The sequence below is a fragment of the Streptomyces sp. Y20 genome (assembly GCF_043195475.1).
Taxonomy (GTDB): Bacteria; Actinomycetota; Actinomycetes; order Streptomycetales; family Streptomycetaceae; genus Streptomyces.
This window is the reverse complement of the sequence record NZ_JBIDDP010000007.1, coordinates 428138-451194: the sequence shown is the minus strand read 5'-3', so window position 1 is coordinate 451194 and position 23057 is coordinate 428138. Positions and strand designations below refer to the sequence as shown.

General features: G+C 73.0%; 13 protein-coding genes and 1 pseudogene. 10 read left to right on the top strand and 4 right to left on the bottom strand.

Annotated features, from left to right (window positions below; all coding sequences use genetic code 11):
* The first annotated feature begins 113 nt into the window (after nucleotides 1-113).
* From ACGFT1_RS20935 to ACGFT1_RS20910, 6 genes are all read left to right on the top strand, one after another.
* A complete protein-coding gene (locus ACGFT1_RS20935) occupies nucleotides 114-1871 on the top strand; it encodes a DUF3492 domain-containing protein (protein ID WP_373910434.1) in 1758 nt (585 codons plus the stop codon).
* A gap of 614 nt (nucleotides 1872-2485) precedes the next feature.
* A complete protein-coding gene (locus ACGFT1_RS20930) occupies nucleotides 2486-3709 on the top strand; it encodes a hypothetical protein (RefSeq protein ID WP_373910433.1) in 1224 nt (407 codons plus the stop codon).
* Nucleotides 3710-3878: 169 nt separating this feature from the next.
* Nucleotides 3879-4838 carry an NAD-dependent epimerase/dehydratase family protein gene (locus ACGFT1_RS20925; RefSeq protein ID WP_373910432.1) on the top strand — a complete coding sequence of 320 codons (960 nt, stop codon included), beginning with the start codon at nucleotides 3879-3881 and terminating at the stop codon, nucleotides 4836-4838.
* A gap of 150 nt (nucleotides 4839-4988) precedes the next feature.
* Nucleotides 4989-6167 (top strand): adenylyltransferase/sulfurtransferase MoeZ, encoded by a 1179-nt coding sequence (moeZ, locus tag ACGFT1_RS20920; protein ID WP_373910431.1) that lies wholly within the window; start codon nucleotides 4989-4991, stop codon nucleotides 6165-6167.
* A gap of 512 nt (nucleotides 6168-6679) precedes the next feature.
* On the top strand, nucleotides 6680-7138 hold the full coding sequence (locus ACGFT1_RS20915) for a hypothetical protein (RefSeq protein WP_373910430.1): 459 nt from the start codon (nucleotides 6680-6682) through the stop codon (nucleotides 7136-7138).
* A gap of 8 nt (nucleotides 7139-7146) precedes the next feature.
* On the top strand, nucleotides 7147-7563 hold the full coding sequence (locus ACGFT1_RS20910) for a hypothetical protein (protein WP_373910429.1): 417 nt from the start codon (nucleotides 7147-7149) through the stop codon (nucleotides 7561-7563).
* Nucleotides 7564-7953: 390 nt separating this feature from the next.
* On the opposite strand, the gene ACGFT1_RS20905 is transcribed toward ACGFT1_RS20910, so the two are convergent.
* Nucleotides 7954-8097 (bottom strand): hypothetical protein, encoded by a 144-nt coding sequence (locus tag ACGFT1_RS20905; RefSeq protein ID WP_373910428.1) that lies wholly within the window; start codon nucleotides 8095-8097, stop codon nucleotides 7954-7956.
* Between the two features lie 29 nt (nucleotides 8098-8126).
* On the opposite strand from ACGFT1_RS20905, the pseudogene ACGFT1_RS20900 reads away from it, so the two are divergent.
* Nucleotides 8127-8330, top strand: a pseudogene (locus ACGFT1_RS20900) (site-specific integrase); the annotation flags it as partial.
* A 163-nt stretch (nucleotides 8331-8493) separates the two neighbouring features.
* On the opposite strand, the gene ACGFT1_RS20895 reads toward ACGFT1_RS20900, so the two are convergent.
* From ACGFT1_RS20895 to ACGFT1_RS20885, 3 genes are all read right to left on the bottom strand, one after another.
* On the bottom strand, nucleotides 8494-10053 hold the full coding sequence (locus ACGFT1_RS20895; protein ID WP_373910427.1) for an alpha/beta hydrolase: 1560 nt from the start codon (nucleotides 10051-10053) through the stop codon (nucleotides 8494-8496).
* Nucleotides 10054-10243: 190 nt separating this feature from the next.
* Nucleotides 10244-11788 carry an alpha/beta hydrolase gene (locus ACGFT1_RS20890; RefSeq protein WP_373910426.1) on the bottom strand — a complete coding sequence of 515 codons (1545 nt, stop codon included), beginning with the start codon at nucleotides 11786-11788 and terminating at the stop codon, nucleotides 10244-10246.
* A gap of 96 nt (nucleotides 11789-11884) precedes the next feature.
* Nucleotides 11885-14842, bottom strand: coding sequence for a lysylphosphatidylglycerol synthase domain-containing protein (locus tag ACGFT1_RS20885; RefSeq protein ID WP_373910425.1), 2958 nt, complete (start codon nucleotides 14840-14842; stop codon nucleotides 11885-11887).
* A 185-nt stretch (nucleotides 14843-15027) separates the two neighbouring features.
* Here ACGFT1_RS20885 and ACGFT1_RS20880 point away from each other — a divergent pair, with 185 nt between their 5' ends.
* From ACGFT1_RS20880 to ACGFT1_RS20870, 3 genes are all read left to right on the top strand, one after another.
* Nucleotides 15028-15414, top strand: coding sequence for an MGMT family protein (locus tag ACGFT1_RS20880; protein ID WP_373910424.1), 387 nt, complete (start codon nucleotides 15028-15030; stop codon nucleotides 15412-15414).
* Between the two features lie 257 nt (nucleotides 15415-15671).
* Nucleotides 15672-19283 (top strand): ATP-dependent helicase, encoded by a 3612-nt coding sequence (locus ACGFT1_RS20875; RefSeq protein ID WP_373910423.1) that lies wholly within the window; start codon nucleotides 15672-15674, stop codon nucleotides 19281-19283.
* Between the two features lie 114 nt (nucleotides 19284-19397).
* The gene (locus ACGFT1_RS20870; RefSeq protein WP_373910422.1) at nucleotides 19398-23024 is read left to right on the top strand and encodes a UvrD-helicase domain-containing protein; all 3627 of its coding nucleotides are present in this window, start codon (nucleotides 19398-19400) and stop codon (nucleotides 23022-23024) included.
* The last annotated feature ends 33 nt before the right edge of the window (nucleotides 23025-23057 follow it).

Genomic DNA, 23057 nt, shown 5'->3' with positions numbered 1-23057 from the left:
CCCCCCCCCCCCCCCCCCCCCCCCCCCCCCACCGCCTTGTCCGCTTACGTTCGTCCCGCCGCGAGCCGCCGGGACAACGGCGGCTCCCCACACGGGAGATCGGGGGTGCGCACATGCGCGTAGGACTGCTCACGGAGGGTGGCTATCCGCATGTGAGCGGTGACGCCGGGCTCTGGTGCGACCGGCTCGTGCGCGGCCTCGGGCAGCACGAGTTCGATGTCTACGCGCTCGGCCGCGGCCGGTGCCAGGAGCGGGACGAACACCCCGTCGCGCTCCCCCCGCAGGTCAGCCGGGTGCGTTCGGCGTCGCTGCGGACGGCCGAGCCCGACGGGGTCGCGTACGGACGGCGCGCGCGCCGGCGCTTCACCGAGTGCTACGGCGAGCTGGTGGGGGCGGTGTCCGCCGGGGCTGCCGGCACCGGCCCCGACAGCGCCTCCGATGTGCCGGCGGACACGGTGTCCGGCGGGGCTCCCGCCACCGGCGCCGACGGTGTCTCCGACGAGCTGGCGGACCGTTTCCGCAGCGGGCTGTACGGGCTTGCCGAACTCGCCCGCGAGGAAGGCGGGCTCGTCGGCGCCCTGCGCTCCGACTCCGCCGTACGCGCCCTGGAACGCGCCTGCCGCGCACCTGGCGCACTGCGCACGGCGAGCGAGGCGCGCGTACCCGAGCTGCTCGCCGTCACCGCCCACCTCGAACGCGCCCTGCGCCCCCTCTCCCTCGACTGGTACGACGACGACGGCCTCGGCGCGTCCGACCTCTGCCACGCCACCACCGGCGGCCCCGCCGCCCTCGCCGGGCTGCTCGCCCGGCACTTCTCCGGCTCACCGCTGCTCGTCACCGAGTACGGTGTCCGACTGCGTGCGCACTACCTGGGCGCGGGCCCCGGCACCGCCGCCCCCGCCGTACGCGCCCTGCTCGCCGCCTTCCACGGCCGGCTCGCCGCCGAGGTGTACCGCGCGGCGGCGCTCCTCACCCCGGGCAACGCGCACGTCCGCCGCTGGCAGGAGCGGTGCGGCGCCGACCGCGCCCGCATCCGCACGGTGTACCCGGGCATGGAGGCCGCCCGCTTCACCGAGACCGGCGAGTCCCCGGACCGCGCCGACCCGCACACCCTGGTCTGGGTCGGGCGGGTCGAACCCGCCAAGGACCTCGTCTCGCTGCTGCACGCCTTCGCCGAGGTCCGCAGGGAGAGACCCGGGGCCCGCCTGCGCATCCTCGGCGCGCCCCTGGACGTCCATGGAGCGGCCTACCTCGGGCACTGCCGGGCGCTCGCCGCGCAGCTCTTCCCGGACGAGGCCGACGGTGCGCACGCCGTCGGTGACAACCCCGTCTCCTTCGGGGAGATCGGCGGCCCCGAGGCGCCCACCCTGGCCGACGCCTACGCCGCCGGCGCGGTCGTCGTCCTCTCCAGCGTCGTGGAGGGCTTCCCGGTCGGCCTCGTCGAGGCCATGTTCTGCGGCCGGGCCACAGTGTCCACGGATGTGGGCGCGGTCGTGGAGGTCATCGGCGGCACGGGCCTCGTCGTACCGCCGCGCAACCCCAGGGCGCTCGCCGAGGCGTGCGCCGGGTTGCTGCGTGACCCCGAGCGCCGTGCGCGCCTCGGCGCCGCCGCACGCGCCCGCGCACTCGAACTGTTCACCGTCGAGCAGAACATCGCGGCGTTTCGCGGCATTTACCTGGAGATCGTCTCGCACAGCCCGGTCCGCCGGGTCGTCCTGGACAAGGCCGGCACCCCGCTGCCGTTCGCCACCCCCGCCGAGTCCCGCGTCCCCGGCCACTGGACCGGCCCCACCCCCCGCGCCCTGCCCGGCTGGGCCACGGCCACCCCCGTACGGGCGACACGGCCGGCGGCCCCGGAGGGAGTGCGGTGAACGACGTGGACAGCCGGCCCCCGGGAACCGGGCCGACCCCGGGCGTCACCAAGCAGCCGGGCACGCCTGGCGGCGGGGGGTGGGGCGGGGCAGGGGGCGTGGGCTCCGGTTCGCCGCGTGGGCGGGCGGGTGAGCGGGGCGGGCCGGGATCCGGCGTTGGGCGCGCGGCCGTTGTGGAGGACGCCTGGAGCGCGGGGGAGCTGACCGGGGCGGACCGCCCGGGAACGCCCGGCGGAGCCGATCCGTGGGACGCGCGGTCGGGAGAGTGGCTGACGAACGAACCGGCCGGCTCGGCCGGCTCACGACCACCGGCCGCTCCTGCCGACGAACCCGGCCGACGCGGCTCCGGTACGTCTGCCGACCTCAGCAGCGCCTCCGCCCTGAGCGGCGCCGGACCTGCGGTCGGCCCCGTCGCACATCCCGGGCCCGCTTCCGGGCCGTCGGCCGATCCCGTCGCGGCACCGGGATCACTCGGGGCACGCCGACTCGACCCTGGTTCGCCGGCCGAGCCCACCGCACGGCCCCCGCGGTCCGTTCCGGACCCACCCGCGCCCCGGGACGCGGCGGACGGCGCCGACGGCGGGGCGCCCGGGTCCGTGGAAGCGGTGGGCGCGGTGGCAGCGGTGGGCGAGCTGGGCGCGCTGGGCGCGTTGGGCGGTGCCCGCGACGCGGTGGCCGGCCCCAGCGTCGTGACGGACCCGGCGCCGAGCCGGGGACCTACGCCTCCGGCTCGGCGCGGATCGGTCGACCCGGTGAAAATCCTGCTGCACCAGCACCGCGAGCTGTGTGAGCGGGCCGTGGACCCGTTGGAGATCGCAGCCGGACTGGAGGCACACGGCGTGACCGACCGTACCGCCGCCCGCTTCCGGCACCGTGACGTCTTCTCGCTCGCCGAGGAGCTGTACGCGCGCGTGCCGCGCACCGGCGAACCGCACCCGGCACCCGAGTCCCTGCCCGTACCCCGCGCCCGTGCGAGCTGGGCCCTGCTCAGCCTCCTGCCCGGGACACTCGGCGCGGCCACCGTGACCGGGCTGCGCCTCACCCACGGGCACCCCCGCCTGCTGGTGGCCCTCGGTGGCGTCCTCGCCGTGGCCCTCGCCGTACGCCTGGCACTGCGCCACGGCCCGCTCGCCGATCCGCCCGGCACGCGTGCGCGGCGATCCGTGTACGCCGCGCGGGCGTGGACCCTGTGGCTGCTCGCGTACGCCCTGGTCGGCGACGGCCTCCTCCACCGCGTCATGACGGGCGGCACCGACGCACCGCCCACCGGCACCGGAAGCGCTCCCTGGTCCACCACCACCGCCACCGCCCCCGTCCTCGCCCTCCTGCTGGCCTGCGCCCCCGCGGCCTGGTGCGCCCACCTCCTCACCGCCGGTGCCCGCCGCAGGCTGGCAGGCAGCCGGGGCCTCGGGGACTTCACGGCCGCCGCCAAACCGCTGCTGCTCGGCACGTTCGCCCTGTTCCTGAGCGTCCTCGCCGGTCTGCTCCAGCTGTGCGCCACGGTCCTGCACGAACCCGCGGGCCGCCCGCAGGCCCTCGCCCTGGGCGCCCTGCTCCTGCTGGGCCGTCTGCTCACCGTGCACCACCACCGGCACGCTCCCGTGCTCGCGCTCGGCGCCGCGACGGCGGCACAAGCGGCGGCCCTGGTACTGCCGCTGGCCGCCCGGCTGCCCGGCTGCGCCTTTCTCGCGGCCCCCGTACACGCCCTTGTCGGTGCCGCGGGGGAGGCCGCCGTACCGGTCCTCGCCTGCGGCACCGCGGGCCTGGCCCTGCTGCTGCATGCCGGCCGCGCCCTCACCCAGGCCTCGGCCCACGCGCCCACGGGAGCAGCCGAGTGAGTCTTCTGCCCACCGGTCCGACCGACCGCCGGAGGCACCCGCATCACCCCTTTGAAGGAGAGCACCACATGACCACCTCCCGACACGGAGCGCCCGGCGCCACCGGAGCAGCCGCAGGGGCCCCCGGAACAACCGGTACCGCCGGCGCGCGCACCCCCGGAGCCGTCCGATGAGGATTCTGCTGATCGGAGCCAACGGATTCATCGGCCGTTTCGTCGCCGACCGTCTGCTCGCCGACCCGGCCGTCCAGCTCACCGTGCTCGGCCGCGGTGACGACGCCGACGTCCGCTTCGACCTCGCCACCGGCAGTCCGGGCGCCCTCACCCGCTTCCTGGACGCCGTCCACCCCGGGGTCGTCGTCAACTGCGCGGGCGCCACCCGCGGCGGCGCCCGTGAACTCACCCGGCACAACACCGTTGCCGTGGCCACCGTCTGCGAGGCCCTGCGCCGCAGCGGCTGCGGTGCCCGGCTGGTGCAGGTCGGGTGCGGCGCGGAGTACGGCCCGAGCCAGCCCGGCTCCTCCACGGCCGAGGACGCCGTACCGCGCCCCGGCGGCCCGTACGGCGTCAGCAAGCTCGCCGCGACCGAACTGGTCCTCGGCTCCGGCCTGGACGCCGTCGTCCTGCGCGTCTTCTCGCCGGCCGGTCCCGGCACCCCGGCCGGTTCCCCGCTCGGCCGGCTCGCCGAGGCGATGCGCCGCGCGATGCAGTCGGGCGACGGTGAACTCAAACTCGGCGGTCTCGGCGTACAGCGCGACTTCATCGACGTCCGCGATGTGGCCCGGGCCGTGCACGCCGCCTCGCTCTCCGCCGCGCAAGGCGTGATCAACATCGGCTCCGGCCGCGCCGTCCGCCTCAGGGACGCCGCCGCCGTCCTCGCGCGCGTGGCCGGGTACGGCGGCGCCCTCCACGAACTCGACGTCCCGCCCGGGCCCCTGCGCGGCACCATCGGCCACCCGCGCGCGGAGTCCGACCACACGGCCCCGATGGCGTACCCGTACCCGGACGGCTGCGGCAGCTGGCAGCAGGCCGATGTGCGCACCGCGCGCGACCGGCTCGGCTGGCGCCCCCGCATCGCCCTCGAGGAATCCCTGGCGGACATCTGGATGGAGGCGGCCTGCCGCATCTGATGAGGGCACCGGCACACCGGCACGCGGACGATGCCCGGCTACTGGGACGACATTGTCTCGCCCGTCGGAACGGGTGTCTCGGAATGAAGAAGGCCGTGGCAGTGTTACGGGGAGAACAACCGTAGTGATTGACCGATCAACGGAGCCCCCGTGTCGCTGCCACCCCTGGTCGAGCCAGCTACTGAGCTCACCGTAGACGAGGTCCGCAGGTACTCCCGCCACCTGATCATCCCCGACGTGGGCATGGACGGGCAGAAGCGGCTGAAGAACGCCAAGGTGCTCTGTGTCGGTGCCGGCGGCCTGGGCTCGCCGGCGCTGATGTACCTGGCCGCCGCGGGCGTGGGCACCCTCGGCATCGTGGAGTTCGACGAGGTCGATGAGTCGAACCTCCAGCGTCAGATCATCCACAGCCAGGCCGACATCGGCCGCTCCAAGGCCGAGTCCGCGCGCGACAGTGTCAAGGGCATCAACCCGTACGTGAACGTCGTCCTTCACGAGCAGCGGCTCGAAGCCGACAACGTGATGGACATCTTCAGCCAGTACGACCTGATCGTCGACGGCACCGACAACTTCGCGACCCGCTACCTGGTCAACGACGCGTGCGTGCTGCTCGGCAAGCCGTACGTCTGGGGCTCGATCTACCGTTTCGACGGTCAGGCGTCCGTCTTCTGGTCGGAGCACGGCCCCTGCTACCGCTGCCTCTACCCGGAGCCCCCGCCCCCCGGCATGGTCCCCTCCTGCGCCGAGGGCGGCGTCCTGGGCGTGCTGTGCGCGTCCATCGGCTCCATCCAGGTCAACGAGGCGATCAAGCTCCTCGCCGGCATCGGTGAGCCGCTGGTCGGCCGCCTGATGATCTACGACGCCCTGGAGATGCAGTACCGCCAGGTCAAGGTCCGCAAGGACCCCGACTGCGCGGTCTGCGGCGAGAACCCGACCGTCACCGAACTCATCGACTACGAGGCCTTCTGCGGCGTCGTCTCCGAAGAGGCCCAGCAGGCCGCCGCCGGCTCGACGATCACTCCCAAGCAGCTCAAGGAGTGGATCGACGAGGGCGAGAACATCGAGATCATCGACGTCCGCGAGCCGAACGAGTACGAGATCGTCTCCATCCCGGGCGCCAAGCTGATCCCGAAGAACGAGTTCCTCATGGGCACCGCCCTCGGCGGCCTGCCGCAGGACAGGAAGATCGTCCTGCATTGCAAGACGGGTGTCCGCAGTGCGGAAGTCCTGGCCGTCCTGAAGTCCGCGGGCTTCGCCGACGCGGTCCACGTCGGCGGCGGCGTCATCGGCTGGGTCAACCAGATCGAACCGGAGAAGCCGGTCTACTGATCGGCGGTCCCGCTGACCAGCGGGCCTGAACAAGCCCACGGCTCTGACCTGGTCAGATGCCGTGGGCTTCTGTCGTTGTCGGTCGGCGTCGGGTGACCTCGCACCGCCCAGAGACGGCCCAGCGCCCGTATGGGCAACGGGCGTGCTCTCTCACGTTGGCTAAGATCTCAACCCAGTCAACGCGGCGAGTCCTGGGGAGAGTTGGGGGAACTGTGGAGACGGCTCGGGTCTTCTTCGGTCTCGCGGCACCAGTGGTGGTGTCCTGGGAGCGAAAGTGGTTCACAACCCGTCCTGGATTGGCGATCCTCTTCACTGGCGCGTATGGCAGTTACGCCATAGGGCCGTACTTCGATGACCGCAAGGCAGAGGCGGCCCTCGGTGTCGCTCTCCTGTTATCTTTCGGCGCGACGTTGATGCTTCGGTCCCACCTCACGCCATCATTGGGGTTCTCGATCACGAGTCCACTTACCGCAGGGCCTATTAACGCCACTAAGCGAGTAGGAGCCTCTGCGGTGGGACTTGCGGTACTCGCAGGGGTGTGGATCGGATGGGCCGCGGGTTCCAAGGTTGTTAGGGAACTGCTGCTGAGTGACGAGTTGACCGTGATGTCTTCCGCTTTACTCATCGCGGTTTTCGGGGGCGGGGCCTTCGTTAAATTGACCACTGATCCGGTGGTGGATGAGATTTATAACCTCCCCAACGGCACGAATCGGGACTCTGCCCTAGCCTTGATTCGCAGCGGTGGGCGGAGCATCGGTCTCATTGAACGCGGACTGTTGTTCGCCTTCCTCGCCGCCGGTAAGCCGGAAGCTGCTGCGCTCGTGTTGGCAGCCAAGGCACTGGCTCGGGCTCCAGTCGATCATGTCAACCATGCGTCCAAGTACTTCCTCATCGGTACGCTGGCAAGCGTCAGCGCCTCGATGGCCATGAGCATGGCTGCTCGTACTGCGGTTGGGCTGCCTGTCTTCTAGGAGGTCTTTTGGAACTCAGGCAGCACCCATTCGTCCGTGAGTTGCTCTCCCTGAACCTGCCTCCAACCGACTACGTTGTGGCCGGCAGCGGCCCGCTGCTCGCGCATGGCCTCAGGCAAGACGTAAGTGACCTCGACGTCGTGGCGAGAGGCGATGCCTGGAAGATCGCATTGAGCCTGGCTGAGGCTGTGTCGGCCCCTTCGGGTCACGGCTTGATGGTGGTGCTGTTCGAGGGACACATTGAGATCTTCGATCGATGGCTTCCTGGCACGCGGGATTCCGATGGCTTGATCGATTCGGCGGAGTTGATTCAGGGCGTCCCTTTCTGCCCCCTCTCTGAGGTCCTGGCTTGGAAGATGAGGTCCAATCGACATAAGGATCAAAAGGATATTGAGCTAATTAGGGTGCATATCGGTGCGGTTTAGTCGCATCCAACTGCCGTGTTCCTTGCCGTCCACGTGATGCAGGTGATCACTCAGGTCGGCGTAGCGGCTTTGGGCTGGAGCTGCTTTGGGGCGAGTGATCATGGCCCCGTAAGCTTGCGGCGCGTCGGGCAGTCTGTGGACCTGCCCGGTAAAGCACGACGTTGGGGCCATGATCTTAGAGGCTCGCCCCAGAGTGGCTGCCTAAAGCCGTGGAGCCGACCGCCCCAGCCACACAGGGATTCTCCCAACGACGTGCCCGCAGCCGCCGAGCGCGCCGCCGGGCGCGGCCAGCCGGGGCGAAGACAGGAGGCAGGCCGCGCCGCAGAGGCGGCGCGCGCCCGCGCCGTGCGCGGGCCTTGATGAAGTAGGGAAAGTCTTACCGCGCTCTGATCACCGGGCGAACGGCTCGTAGGCCAGGGCGCGGTCCACGACCTTCTCAGCCGTCAGCTGCGGATAGAAGTCCCAGAAGATGTGGTCACTGATGTGGGGGCGGCCGAGGCCGCGTCGGGCCAGATGCTCGGCTTCCGCGGCCACTTATCCTCCAAGTCCCGCCGATACTCGACCATGCCTCCGTCCTCCTCGACGCGGGCGAGAGCATCAAGGCCCTCTCCGAGTACCTGGGGCACCACGACCCGAGCTTCACCCTTCGGACGTACACGCATCTGATGCCGAGCAGTGAGAAGCGGACCCGCGAGGCAGTGAACCGAGCGTTTGCCGACGGCCCGGACGCCGATGACGGCCCCACGACGGCCCAGGGGGAGGGATGATGCGGAGAACCGGCAGGTCACGGAGTAGATCGTCTGACTTGCCGATCTACTGATCGGCCAGGCCGACCGACGAGGGAACAGGCCCACGGCCCTGGCCGGTTCAGGCGCCGTGGGCAGTCCGTCCCGGGTCGGCCACCCATCCGACGGCGGGGAGGGTCCGCCCTCAGGAGCAGACCTTGCCGTCCTTCGGCACCGTGCCGTACAGCAGGTAGGCGTTGACCGTCGAGTCGACGCAGTCGCTGCCGTTGCCGTACGCCCCGTGACCCTCGCCCTTCCAGGTCAGTTCGACGCCCACGCCCCTACCCAGTTCGTCGGCCATCCTGCGGGCGCCCTCGTAGGGGGTCGCCGGGTCGCCCGTGTTGCCGACCAGCAGGATCGGGGCCGCGCCGGGTGCGCTCACCTCCGGCGTGTCGAACTGGCCCGGTACCGGCCAGCCGTGGCACCAGCCGGCCGTGTCCCATCCGAGGAAGTCCCCGAACACCGGGGAGATCCGCTCGAACTCCGCCAGTCGCCGCCTGGTTCCCGCGAGTGTCGGCCGTTGGCGCTCGTCCAGGCACGATATGACCCGCTGGGAGTGGGACGTCGTGCCGTAATGGCCCGAGGAGTCACGGTCGTCGTACGCGTCCGCGAGCGCGAGCAGCTCCGAACCGTCGCCCTTCTCCGCCGACTTGAGCGCACTGGTCAGCCGGGGCCAGCTCGACTCGCTGTACAGCGGCAGGATGATCCCGGTGGTCGCGAGCGTCTGGTTCAGCTTCCGCCCGGACGACGTCGGCAACGGCTTCGCGTCCAGCCGCTTCAGCAGGTCCGCGATCTTCCTCGAACCCCGCGCCGGGTCCTGGCCGGTGGACTTCAGATAGTCGTCCAGTGCCCGCTGGAAGCCGCGGGCCTGGTTCTGCGCGTGGCCCACCGTGTCGGCGGCCGGGTCGACCACGGCGTCGAGCACCAGCCGGCCCACCCGCTTCGGGAACAGGTGGGCGTAGACGCCGCCGAGTTCGGTGCCGTAGGAGATGCCGAAGTAGTGCAATTTCTCGTCGCCGAGGACCTGGCGCATCAGGTCCATGTCGCGGGCGGTGTCGGTGGTGGACACATGGGCCAGCAGTGGGCCGGCGGCCTGCCGGCAGCCCTTGCCGAAGGCGGCGGCGTCCCGGAAGTACGCCTTCTCCTCGGCCGGACTGTCCGGTGTGGTGTCCACGGCCTCGGCGGCCGCGATCGCCCGGTCGTCGCGGCAGCGGACGCCCTCGCTCGCGCCGACCCCGCGCGGGTCCCAGCTCACCAGGTCGTAGCGCTCGTGGAGTGCGGAGACGGTCGCCGCGTAGTACGGCATCGTCGAGACTCCCGAGCCGCCCGGGCCACCGAAGTTGAACAGCATCGAACCGATGCGGCCACCGCCGGTCGCCCGCGCGCGGATCAGGGCGAGGCCGATCGTCTCGCCGCCCGGTTCCGACCAGTCCAGCGGCGCCTTGAGCGTCGCGCACCGCCAGTCGTCGCCGGGTGCGGCGGAACTCGCGGTGGCCTTGCAGCGCTGCCAGTCCAGGTGCTGCGCGGTGAGTGAGGAGGGGAGGTCCACCGGGGAGACAGGCGCGGAGGACGGCGGTGCCGGGGGCGCCGGCGAACCGGATCCCTTGCCCTCGCCACCGCTTCCGCCCCCACTGGACGAGCCGCCGCAGCCGGCCAGCAGCAGTGCTGAGGCCACCGCGGCGGTCCCTCGCAGAAATCGCCTCATGCCAACCCCCCTCACAAGCCCTCCGCGTCGTGCCGCGCCGGGCGTTCAGGCCATGGTAGGCGTCTCCGCCCCGGCCCGTGACAGCCTGTGCATAACCCTCTGAACTGCGGGTTTGCGGGGTTGTTGGCCTTGTCGGGGCGCGACCGGTACGCCGTCGCCGGTCCCCGCCCGGCCCCGGCCCGCCGCCCCGTCAGGAGCAGACCGTGCCGGTCTTCGGCACCTTGCCGTCCAGCAGGTAGCCGTTCACCGCGCTCTGCACGCACCGGTTCTTGCTGTCGTAGGCGCCGTGCCCCTGGCCCCTGTACGTCAGCTCGACGGCCACGCCCTTGCCGAGGGCGTCGACCATCTTCTTCGCGCCCTCGTACGGGGTGGCCGGGTCACCGGTGTTGCCGACGACGAGGATCGGTGCCGAGCCGGGTGCGCTGACGTCGGGATGGTCGGCGGCCCCCGGCACCGCCCAGTCGGTGCAGCCGACCATGCTCCAGGCCAGGTACTGCCCGAACAGCGGGGAGGCGGCCTGGAACTCGGGCAGCTTCCGCTGGACGTACTCCGTGGTGTACCGCGGTTTCTCGTCGGAGCAGTTGATGGCGATGTTCGCCGCGGTGATGTTGCTGTACTCGCCGTTCTCACTGCGGCCGTTCATCAGGTCGGACAGCAGCATGAGGGTCCTTCCGTCGCCGTCGTACGCCTCCTCCAGCCCTTCGGTGAGGTACTCCCAGAAGTCCTTCGAGTACAGGGACTGCGCGATGCCGTTGGTGGCGGCGGTCTGGGTCAGCCGGCGCGGGAGGATCCCGGGGATCGGCTTCTTCTCCAGGTCGGCCAGCAGCTTCGCGATGCGCTCCTTCACCTCCTGCTCGGTGTCCCCGACCGGACATTCCGTGGTCTTGGAGGTGCAGTCCTTCGCGAAGTTGTCGAGGGCGAGCTGGAAGCCCCGGGCCTGGCCGAGCGCGCTCTGTTCGGGGTTCTGGGTGGGGTCCACCACACCGTCGAGGACGGCCCGGCCGACGTTCCTCGGGTACAGGTGGGCGTAGACGCCGCCGAGTTCCGTGCCGTAGGAGATGCCGAAGTAGTACAGCTTGCGGTCGCCCAGGACCTGGCGCATCAGTTCCATGTCACGGGCGGCGTCGGTGGTGCGCACATGAGGCAGGATCTTGCTGGAGTTCTTCTCGCAGGCCGCGTTGAACTGCTGGGTCCGCTTCAGCAGCTGGGCGCGTTCGGCGCTGTCGTCCGGGGTCGCGTCCTGCTGGAAGTACGCGTCCAGCTGGGCGTCGCTCTCGCACTCCACCGGCGCGCTGAGGCCGACCCCGCGTGGATCGAAGCTGACCAGGTCGTAGCGGGTGCGCAGGGCGGTGTAGTCCTCGCCGAACGACGGCAGCGCGGTCACGCCGCTGCCGCCAGGGCCACCGAAGTTGAACACGAGCGAGCCGATCCTGCTGCTCGCGGGGCCGCTGGCCCGGGCCCGGATCAGGGCGATGCCGATCGTGTCGCCCTTGGGTCTGCCCCAGTCCAGGGGCGCCTTCATGGTCGCGCACTGCCACGCGGTGCCGTTCGGCAGCGGGGAGGGAGCGCTGCCGCCGCCCTCCGCCTCCGACGGGGCCGGGCAGTCCGTCCAGTCCAGCTTCTGCGCCGTGAGATCCCCGTCGCCGTGCTGCTCTCCGCCGCATCCGGCCAGTACGGCGGAGAGCAGCACGGCGGTGGTCAGGGCGCCGGCGCGCAGCCGGATGGGGTTCGCCATAACCCCATCCTGGGGGCGCGCACGCCGGGGCGCGCGGGGCGCGGGCCGTCCGGGGTACCGCGCGGCGGGGGCGGCGTCGGCCACCGGGCAGGGGCCCTACAGGGCTCCCTTGCGGCTGAGATGGCCGAAGGCGAACCAGCCCGGCAGCACCGGCAGCCACAGGGTCAGCAGCCGGAACAGCAGGACGGCCGGCGCAGCGACCTCCTTGGGCAGGCCCACGGCGATCAGGCCGACGGTCAGCGTCGCCTCGACCGCGCCGACGCCGCCGGGGGTGGGCGCCGCCGAACCGAGCGCGTTGCCGGCGAGGAAGACGACGGCGACGCTGGCGATGCTCAGCGACACCGAGCCGTCGCCGAAGGCCCGGATGGAGGCGTCCAGGCACATCACGAAGCAGGCGGTCAGCAGGAGCATGCCGCCGATGCCGGTGACGAGCTTCTGGGGCCGCTGGAGCACGTCGAGCATGCGGGGCACGACGCCGGCGAAGAGCGACCTCACGCGCGTGACGACGAACTTCCGCAGGAACGGCACCGAGGTGACCACGAGGACCAGGACGGCCACGGTCAGCAGGCCCGCGATGACCGTGCGGGACGGCGACAGCGAAGGCGTCTTCTCGGTGCCGGTCAGATAGCCGAAGGACAGCAGCATCAGGATGTGACAGCCGAGCCCGAACAGCTGGGAGGCGCCGACACTCGCGACCGCGAGTCCCGGCCGTACACCCGCGCGCTGCAGGAAGCGCGTGTTGAGGGCCACACCGCCGACGGCCGCCGGCGCGACGATCTTCACGAACGATCCGGCGACCTGCGCCGCCACCGTCCGCGGGAACGGCACCCGTTCCGGTACGAAGCCCAGCAGCGCCATCGCGGCGGCGACGTAACTGAGCGCGGAGAAGAGCACCGCGGCGGCCACCCAGCCCCACTGGGCCTGCGCGAACAGCGTGCCGAACTGGATGTGGGTGAGCTGCGTCAGCAGGTAGTACGCGCCGATCGCACCGGCGATGAAACTGATCAGCGTGCGTGGCCTGACCCGTTCGAGCCGGGCCGGCTCCACGGGCGCCTGGGGCCTGATGAGGAGCACCTGGTGCCGGATCTGGGTGAGCAGATCCTCCTCGCGGGCCTCGTCGAGGGCTTCGTCGATGGCCCGCTTCTCCGCGCGCTGCTCGGCGCGGAGGCTCTTCTTGTCGGGCTTCTCCAGGGCGGGCGCCGTCGTCCCGGACGTCTCCTCAGGGCGGATCGGCCTGCTCTGCCGGGAGGCCTCGAGCACCGCCTCGCGTTCGCGCTGTGCCCGCTCGCGCGCCAGCCGGCGCAGCGTCGCGCGCGTGGAGCGCGTCAGCGCGATCGGTTGCAGCATCGGCAGGCAGTCGGCGACCGCGTCCGGGCCGAGCACCCCGACGGCCGAGGCCACCGCCCGCCGGGCGCCGACCCGCAGGCCGAGCGTGGTGACCAGCTGGGCGACGTCCATGCGCAGCAGCAGCTCGCCGGCCGCGATCTCACCACCGCGCAGCTCGGTGAGGATCACCCTGCCGGAACGATCCACCAGGATGGCGTCACCGGCCAGCCTGCGGTGCGCGATGCGGCGCGACTGGAGCGCCTGCACCTGGTGCCAGGTGTTGCGCAGCAGGTCGTCGGTGATGTCCTCGTCGGCCAGCGAGTCCAGGGTGCGCCCACCGGTGTGCTCGTAGACGAGCATGACCGCGTCGGGGCCGAGTTCGGAGGTGGCGATCAGCTTGGGCGCGTTGGCGCCCGCCGCGATCGCCGCGTACGCCAGCAGCGCCTCCTGCTCCAGTGCCTGGCGCAGTGACTGGAGGCTGGAACGGGTGGCGAAGCCGCGCAGCGTCAGATTGCGCCACGCGCGGTAGAAGAAGCCCTGCGCCTGCTGCTCCCGGTCGACGACCGTGACGTCCAGCGGCGGGCCGTCCTCCAGGGTGACGAAGTAGCGCCGGCCCCGGTCGCCGTTCTCCGTCTCCACGGCCTCCTCGCGGGCCGCTGAGACAGGATGGAACCCGACGTGCGCGAGGCCCGCCATCAGCGTCTGCCCGGTGGGGCGGACGTTGGGGGAGCCGACCGCGTACAGGGTGCCGTAGGCGATGGTCCAGCCGATCAGTACCGTGAGGATGATCGAGAACGGCGTCGTGTAACCGGTGACCAGCATCGAGAACGCGTCCAGCGTCAGCACGATCCACAGCACCGCGCGCCATCGGGGTCTGCGGGACATGCCGACGGCAGTCATGTAGGCGATGACGGGTGCCAGATAGCCATGCACCGGGTCGGTCAGGGCGTGGATGTCACCAGGCGAGGGCTGGGTCAGCGCGTCCTGGATCGAGTTCGGGGCGGCCCGGGCTACCCACAGGTCGGTGGCGAGGGTCACTCCGTGGGCGAGGACGGCCGCGAGGACGCCGTCGGCGATGCGCAGGCCGTCCCGTTTGATCAGCCGTTCGATGGCGAAGGCGACCGGGACGAGGAGGATCGCGATGCTGGAACCCAGGCCCGCGATCTTGATGAGCAGGTCGGGGGCCTGCCCGGTGCCCTTGTTGATGTCCTGTTCGAGGCCCGAGGTGGTGCCGTGCGCGAACGCGGCGATGGAGAGGAGCACCGCGATGGCCAGCACGCCCACCAGGAGCCGTACGAGGTCGGAGGGGCGGTGCACGCGCGCGGGGAGCAGCGGTTCGTCGCCCTCCACCTGCTCGGCGTGCGGGTCGTCGCCGGCGCACGCGCGGCGGTCCCCACGCACCTCGTCGGGGACCTGCGCTCCGTCGGCGCCGCTGCCCGTACCGTCGCCTTCGCCGCTCTCACGCGCGCGCGTGCCGTCGCCCTCGTGGGCTTCGGCGCCGTCCTGCCGCGCCCGCACGGTGTCGTCACCGGGTGCTCCGGCCGGGGATCCGCCCGCGTGTGCGGTGTCATCGGGGTCGCCGGCTCCGTATCCGCCCGCGCCCGCGTGCGGGCCGCTGTCCTCCTGGCGCGCGTCGGTGCCGCCCTGGTCCGCCCGGGCGGCGTCGGGGCGTGCGGAGGCGTCAGGGGTGCCCGCCACTCCTTCGGGGTGCACGCCCTGCTCCTTCATGGTCTCTTCTTGGTCTCGTATCACCAGTCACCGCCCGCACGATGGTGGCATGCCCCACCGGCACACACGGGCATCAGGGTGCGCGTGCGCGGGCGCACAGTCTGCCCGAAGGACCGCGCCGGGGCGAGAGGAGCGCTCATCGCGGACCGTGCCGGGACGCCCGGGAGTGCGGCAGGATGGGACGAATGAGCGAGCACAGCCCGGCCGGCGAGGCCCGGGAGGGGTACGCGGACGCGCTGCCGGAGTACGCCGAGCGCGTTCTCGCGGTCGCCGAGCGGATCCCGCCCGGCCGGGTCATGACGTACGGCGATGTCGCCGAGTGGCTCGAGGAGGGCGGCCCGCGCCAGGTCGGCCGGGTGATGGCTCTCTACGGAGGCGCCGTCCCGTGGTGGCGGGTCGTGCGGTCCGACGGCGTGCTGCTGCCCGGCCACGAACTGCGCGCGCTCGCGCACTACCGCGCGGAGAGCACGCCGCTGAAGCAGGCGGGCAGGAGCGCGGCGGGCCATCTGCCGAGGCTCGACATGCGGCGGGCCCGATGGGACGGCGGCGCGGACGCGGAGGGTCACATCTGACAGCTTCCGCCATCGGCTGCCGGCACGGAGGCCATGTGGCCCGTACGGGTGACAGGGGGGACGTCGGTGGCATGCCGTACGTTCGTGGGGTGAGGGACGCACGTGGCCCGAGCGCCGTGAGGGAGGAACCGGAAGTTGTGCTTCCGTCCGGAGCGGCGGCGTAGCGTCGGCAGCACGTGTCCCCCTCACCCCGCGGCCACCGCCACGCACGCGTGACCGCCCGCCCACCAGCACAACCACCAGGACCGGCCGATCACGTGAGCTCCTCTTCCTCCACCAGGCACCTGCCGCACCCCCCGGTGCGGCAGGGGAGCCGTGGCGCTTACCGGCTGGTGCGTACGCCCCCGGCCACCGTGGCTCCCCCTCGTCTGGACGCGGCGCAGCGCGCCGTGGTTGACCACCGGAGCGGACCGCTGCTCGTCCTCGCCGGCCCCGGCACCGGCAAGACCACCACCCTTGTCGAGTCCGTGGCCGCGCGGATCGCCCGGGGTGGCGACCCCGAGCGGATCCTCGTGCTGACGTTCAGCCGCAAAGCCGCCGTCGACCTGCGCGACCGCATGGCCCTGCGCATGGGCGCGGCCCGAGCTCCCAGGGCGACCACGTTCCACTCGTACTGCTACGCGCTGGTCCGCGCCCACCAGGACAGCGGCCGGTTCACCGAGCCGCTGCGCCTGCTCTCCGGACCCGAGCAGGACGTCACCGTCCGCGAGCTGCTCGCCGGGCAGCCCGAGCTGGAGCGGCTCGGGCTGGCCCATGTGCGCTGGCCCGACGAACTGCGCGCCTGCCTGACCACACGCGGCTTCGCCGACGAGGTCCGTGCCGTCCTCGCCCGCAGCCGCGAGCTGGGCCTCGGTCCGGACGCCCTGGACGCCTTCGCACGCCGCACCGGCCGCCCCGACTGGCGGGCGGCGGCCGCGTTCCTCGCCGACTACCTCGACGCACTCGACCTCCAAGGCGTGCTCGACTACGCGGAACTGGTCCACCGCGCCGTCCTGCTCGCCCACCGCCCCGACGCCGCCGCACGGCTCGCCGCCCAGTACGACGCCGTGTACGTCGACGAGTACCAGGACACCGATCCCGCCCAGGTCCGGCTCCTGCACGCCCTGGCCGGCGGCGGGCGCACCCTGGTCGCCCTCGGCGATCCCGACCAGTCGATCTACGCCTTCCGGGGTGCCGACGTGAACGGCATCCTGGACTTCCCGGCCGCCTTCGCGCGCGCGGACGGCCGCCCCGCCCCCGTCGAGGTGCTGCGCACCTCCCGCCGCTCCGGCGCCGCGCTGCTGGCCGCCACCCGCCTGATCACCCAGCGGATGCCGCTGCCCCGGCTGCCCGCCGACAAGGTCCGGGCCCACCGGGGACCGGCCGCCGTACGGGACGGCGGCCGGGTCGAGGTCTACACGTACCCGACGGCCGGCACCGAACTGGACAACATCGCGGACATCCTGCGCCGCGCGCATCTGGAGGACGGCGTCCCCTGGAGCGACATGGCCGTCCTGGTACGTGCAGGATCCCGCTCCCTGCCGACCCTGCGCCGCGCCCTCACCTCCGCCGGCGTCCCGCTGGACATCGACGGCGACGACCTGCCCCTGCGGCACGAGCCGGCGGTGGCACCACTGCTCACGGCCCTGCGCGCGGTCGCCGCGGCGGAGGCACGTCGCCGCGAGGAGGAGCCCACCGCACCGGCCCCGGACCTGCCCGCCGGGCCGGTCGTCGCGGGGGAGCCGGCTATGCCGGTCGAGCCGGTCGAGCCGGTCGAGCCGGTCATGCCCGTCGAGCCGGTCGTGGCGGTCGTGGCGGGGGAGCCGACCGTGCCCGCCGAGCCCGTCGTGGACGCAGAGACCACCGCACCGGCCCCGGAGCACCCCGTCGAGCCCCTCCCGGACGAGCAGCCCGCCACGGCGGCCGAGCCGTCGGTGGAGCCGGGCGACGACGACCGTGAGCCGTCCGCCGGGCGCACGGCCGCCCAGGCGACACCGGCACCGGCCCCGGACACCTGCTGGCTCGACACCGAGACCGCCCTCACCCTGCTCGCCTCCCCCCTCGCCGGCATGGACGCCGCCGACCTGCGCCGCCTGGGGCGCGCCCTGCGCGAGGAGGAGCGGGCCGCCGGCAATCCGCTGCCGCCGCCGTCCGACGAGCTGCTCACGCGGGCGCTCGCCGAGCCCGAATGCCTCGCGGTGCACGACCCGGCGTACGCCCGCGGTGCGCAGCGCCTCGGCGCGCTGCTCCGCAAGGCCCGCGAGCGCCTCGCGGGCGGCGGTACGGCCGAGGACGCGCTGTGGGACCTGTGGGAGGGCACGCCGTGGCCCGCGCGCCTGGAACGGGCCGCACGGCGCGGCGGCGCGGCCGGCCGCAACGCCGACCGGGACCTGGACGCCGTGTGCGCGCTGTTCGCCACCGCCGCGCGCGCGGAGGAGCGCACCGGCGGCCGTGGTGCCCTGAACTTCCTGGCGGAGATCGAGGCCGAGGACATCGCCGCCGACACGCTCACCCGCCGTGCGGTACGCCCCGACGCCGTCCGGCTCATGACCGCGCACCGCTCCAAGGGCCTGGAGTGGCGGCTGGTCGTCGTCGCCGGCGTCCAGGAGGGCCTGTGGCCGGACCTGCGCCGCCGCGGCTCGCTGCTGGAGGCCGACCGCATCGGCCGCGACGGGCTCGCCGAACCGCTCACCCCGGGCGCGCTCCTCGCCGAGGAGCGCCGTCTGTTCTACGTCGCCGCCACGCGCGCGCGTGAACGCCTCGTCGTCACCGCGGTGAACGCACCGGCCGACGACGGCGACCAGCCCTCCCGGTTCCTGACCGAGCTGGGCGTCGAGCCGAAGGACGTCACCGGCCGCCCCCGGCGCCCGCTGTCCGTCGCCGCGCTCGTCGCCGAGCTGCGCGCCACCACGGTCGACCCGCGCGCGTCGGCCACGCTGCGGGAGGCCGCCGCCCGCCGGCTGGCCCGGCTGGCGGCGCTCGCCGACGAGGACGGCCGCCCGCTGGTGCCGTCCGCGCACCCCTACCGCTGGTGGGGCATGTTCGAGCCGACCGAGAGCAAGGTGCCGCTGCGCGACCGCGACCAGCCCGTCGCGCTCTCCGGCAGCGCCCTCGACCAGCTCGCCAACACCTGCGCGCTCCAGTGGTTCCTGGGCCGCGAGGTCAAGGCCGACGCGCCCGCGACCACCGCACAGGGTTTCGGCAACGTCGTCCACGTCCTCGCCGACGAGGTCGCCTCCGGCCGTACCCCGGCCGATCTCGACGTCCTCATGGAGCGCCTGGACTCCGTGTGGAACGCGCTCGCCTTCGACGCGCCCTGGAAGTCGCAGCAGGAGAAGGACAACGCGCGCGTGGCGCTCGAACGCTTCCTGAACTGGCACGTGCTGGCCCGCGCCGGCCGCACCGCCGTGGCCAGCGAACAGGACTTCGACGTCACCCTCGGAGCGGGCGACTACGAGGTCCGCATCCGCGGCCAGATGGACCGCGTCGAGACCGACGGCGAGGGCCGGGCCTACGTGGTCGACTTCAAGACCGGCAAGCAGGCACCCACCGCGCGCGAGGTGGAGCATCACCCGCAGCTCGCCGTCTACCAGCTCGCCGTCCGCGAAGGTGCCGTCGACGCGGCCTTCGACGGCGCGCGCCCCGAACCGGGCGGCGCGGAACTGGTCCACCTCAGGCAGGGCGCCGCCAAGCGGGACGGGGGAGACGGCCTGCCCCGGGTGCAGGGGCAGGAGCCGCTGGCGGGGGAGTGGGTTGGCGAGCTGCTGGCCACCGCCGCCGGAAAGGTCCTCGACGAGCGGTTCACCCCGAGCGCCGGCCAGCACTGCACGCACTGCGCCTTCCGCGCCTCGTGCAGCGCCCGTCCCGAGGGACGCCACGTGGTGGAGTGAGACCCGGCCCGAGCGGGGGTGACGTACCGCACCCTACGCGCTGACCTGCCCTTTCCTGCTCCCGGTGGCCGATTCGTCCGCGACTGTCAGTGGCCGCCGCTAGCCTCTTTCGACATGCCAGCCCGTATCACCGACCCCGAGCAGCTCAAGCAGCTCCTCGGCATCCCGTTCACCCCGGAGCAGGTGGCCTGCATCACCGCGCCGCCCGCCCCGCAGGTGATCGTGGCCGGCGCCGGGTCCGGCAAGACCACCGTGATGGCGGCCCGCGTGGTCTGGCTGGTCGGCACCGGCCAGGTCGCCCCCGAACAGGTCCTCGGCCTGACCTTCACCAACAAGGCCGCCGGTGAGCTGGCCGAACGCGTCCGCAAGGCGCTGATCGCGGCCGGCGTCACCGACCCTGACGTCATCGACCCGGACAACCCGCCGGGCGAGCCGGTGATCTCGACGTACCACGCCTTCGCCGGCCGTCTGCTCACCGACCACGGCCTGCGCATCGGTCTGGAACCCACCTCCCGCCTCCTCGCCGACGCCACCCGCTACCAGCTCGCCGCGCGCGTGCTGCGCGAGGCCCCCGGCCCCTACCCGGCGCTGACCCGCTCGTTCGCCGATCTGGTCAGCGATCTGCTCACCCTCGACTCCGAACTCGCCGAACACCTCGTCGACCCGGAGCGGGCGCGCGCCTGGGACGCCGATCTGCTGCGTGCCCTGGACGGTGCCAAGCTCACCAACGCCGACCTGCGCAAGGTCCCCGAGACGGCCGCGGCCCGCCGGGAACTCGCCGACCTCGTCCGGCGGTACCGGGCCGTCAAGCGCGAGCGTGACCTGCTCGACTTCGGTGACCAGATCGCCCTGTCGGCCCGCCTCGCCGGCGTCCCGGAAGTGGGCCGCCTGCTGCGCGAGGAGTTCCGTGTCGTGCTCCTGGACGAGTACCAGGACACCTCCGTCGCCCAGCGCGTCCTGCTGGCGGGCCTCTTCGGCGGCGGCACCGGTCACCCGGTGACCGCGGTCGGCGACCCCTGCCAGGCCATCTACGGCTGGCGCGGCGCCTCCGTCGCCAACCTGGACGACTTCCCCGAACACTTCCCCCACGCCGACGGGCGGCCCGCCACCCGGCAGGCGCTCAGCGAGAACCGCCGCAGCGGCGGGCGCCTCCTCGACCTCGCCAACGGTCTCGCCGAGCCGCTGCGCGCCCTGCACGCGGGCGTGGAGGCGCTCCGCCCGGCCCCGGGCGCCGAATTCGACGGCACGGTCCGCTGCGCCCTGCTGCCCACGCACGCCGAGGAGATCGACTGGATCGCCGACTCCCTCGCCCACCTGGTCCGCACCGGTACGCCCCCCGGCGAGATCGCCGTGCTGTGCCGGACCGCGACCGACTTCGCCGAGATCCAGGGCGCGCTCGTCACCCGTGACATCCCCGTCGAGGTGGTCGGCCTGTCCGGGCTGCTGCACCTGCCCGAGATCGCCGACCTCGTCGCCGTCTGCGAGGTCCTCCAGGACCCCGTCGCCAACGCCTCCCTGGTGCGCTTGCTGACCGGCCCGCGCTGGCGCGTCGGCCCCCGTGACCTCGCCCTGCTGGGCCGCCGGGCCCGCCTGCTGGTCGCCCACGCGCGCGTGGACGGCACCGACGACCCCGACCGCCGGCTCGCCGCCGCCGTGGAGGGCATCGACCCGGCCGAGGTGATATCGCTCGCGGACGCCCTGGACACCTTCCTCGAGGCACCGGCGACCGGTGCCTTCGGCGAGAGCGCCGACGACGGGCTGCCGTTCTCGCCGGACGCGCGCGTGCGCTTCGCCCGGCTGGCCACGGAACTGCGCGACCTGCGCCGCTCGCTGTCCGACCCGCTGATGGACGTCCTGCACCGCGTGCTGGCCGTCACCGGCCTGGAGGTGGAGCTGTCCGCGTCCCCGCACGCGCTGGCCGCCCGCCGCCGAGAGACCCTGTCCAACTTCCTGGACACCGCCGCCTCCTTCGCCGCGAGCGACGGCGAGGCCACGCTCCTCGCCTTCCTGGGCTTCCTGCGCACCGCCGCCCAGTACGAGAAGGGCCTGGACAACGCCCTGCCCGGCGGCGAGAACACCGTCAAGGTGCTCACCGCGCACAAGTCCAAGGGTCTGGAGTGGGACGTCGTGGCCGTTCCCGGACTGGTGACCGGCACCTTCCCCAGCGCCCAGGGCCGCGAGAAGTGGACCGCCCAGGCCAAGGTGCTCCCGCACGCCCTGCGCGGCGACCGCGACACCCTGCCCGACATCGACTCCTGGGACTCCCGGGGCATGAGGGCCTTCCACGAGGCCATGAAGGACCACCAGCACACCGAGGAACTCCGCCTCGGCTACGTCACCTTCACGCGCCCCCGCTCGCTCCTGCTCGGTTCCGGCCACTGGTGGGGCCCGAGCCAGAAGAAGCCGCGCGGTCCGTCCGGCTTCCTGCAGGCCCTGTACGACCACTGCGCCGCCGGACACGGCGAGATCGAGGCGTGGGCGGACGAGCCCGCCGAGGACGAGGAGAACCCGGCCCTGCACACGGCCACCGCCGACCAGGTGTGGCCCCTGCCGCTCGACGCCGGCGCCCTGGCCCGCCGCCGCGCCGCCGCCGAGATCGTCCTGGCCCACCTCGACACCTTCGGCGCCGAACCCGGCAGCCGCCGGCCGGCCCGCCACGACCCCGCCGGCGCCGAGCACCCGGACTGGCCCGCACCCCCGCCCGACCCGTACGGCGAGGAACCCGGTGACCCCTACGGCGAGGAACCCGGTGCCCAGGACCCGTACGGCGAAGAGCCCTACGGCGAAGAGTCCTACGACGAGTCGTACGAGGACGCCCAGGGTGATGCGGTCTTCCCCCTTGACGGCGACTTCCTCCACGAGCCGGACGTCCCGTACGACGAAGCCGTCCCGGACGACCCCTTCTCCGGCCAGGCGCTCACGGCCGGTGCCGGACGGGGCTCCTGGAGCGCCGAGCGGCCGGCGGTCCCCCATCAGGCGTCCGCCCCGCAGATCCACCCCCGCCCCGGGCAGTCGCCGCGCGCCGCGTCGCTCACGCCCGAGGAGGCCCGCACCATCGCCTCCTGGGACCGCGACCTGGACGCCCTCACCGGCGAGCTTCTGCGCGCCCGGCAGGCCGTCACGGACGTCCCCCTGCCCGCCACGCTCACCGCGACCCAGTTGCTGCGGCTCGCCGAGGACCCGGACGGGCTCGCACAGGAACTCGCGCGCCCTATGCCGCGCCCGCCGCAACCGGCCGCGCGCCGGGGCACCCGGTTCCACGCCTGGGTGGAAGCCCGCTTCGAGGACCTGACCCTCCCCCTGCTGGAACCGGAGGAGCTGCTCGGCAGCGACGCCGAGATCGCCGACGAACGCGACCTGGAAGACCTGAAGGCGGCCTTCGAACGCACCGAGTACGCCCGGCGCACCCCCTACCGGGTCGAGGCCCCCTTCCAGCTCACCCTGGCCGGCCGGGTCGTACGGGGCCGCATCGACGCCGTCTACAAGAACGACGACGGCGAGGGGACGACGTACGAGATCGTGGACTGGAAGACCAGCCGCACCCGTACCGCCGACCCGCTCCAGCTCGCCGTCTACCGGCTGGCCTGGGCCGAGCAGCAGGGCGTACCGCCCGAGTCCGTCACGGCAGCCTTCCTGTACGTGCGCGGCGGCGAGGTCGTACGCCTCGAGGGCCTGCCGGACCGGGCGGCGCTGGAGCGGCTGCTCACCGGGGAGACGGAGAGCACACCGGAGGCGAGCTGAGTGTGACGAACCCCCGCCGACGATGTCGTTGCG

Excerpts from the sequence above, each read along its gene's own strand:
- ACGFT1_RS20885 (WP_373910425.1), bottom strand. The coding sequence starts at position 14,842 with ATGAAGGAGCAGGGCGTGCACCCCGAAGGAGTGGCGGGCACCCCTGAC.
- ACGFT1_RS20870 (WP_373910422.1), top strand. The coding sequence starts at position 19,398 with ATGCCAGCCCGTATCACCGACCCCGAGCAGCTCAAGCAGCTCCTCGGC.
- ACGFT1_RS20890 (WP_373910426.1), bottom strand. The coding sequence starts at position 11,788 with ATGGCGAACCCCATCCGGCTGCGCGCCGGCGCCCTGACCACCGCCGTG.
- ACGFT1_RS20880 (WP_373910424.1), top strand. The coding sequence starts at position 15,028 with ATGAGCGAGCACAGCCCGGCCGGCGAGGCCCGGGAGGGGTACGCGGAC.
- ACGFT1_RS20925 (WP_373910432.1), top strand. The coding sequence starts at position 3,879 with ATGAGGATTCTGCTGATCGGAGCCAACGGATTCATCGGCCGTTTCGTC.
- ACGFT1_RS20895 (WP_373910427.1), bottom strand. The coding sequence starts at position 10,053 with ATGAGGCGATTTCTGCGAGGGACCGCCGCGGTGGCCTCAGCACTGCTG.
- ACGFT1_RS20935 (WP_373910434.1), top strand. The coding sequence starts at position 114 with ATGCGCGTAGGACTGCTCACGGAGGGTGGCTATCCGCATGTGAGCGGT.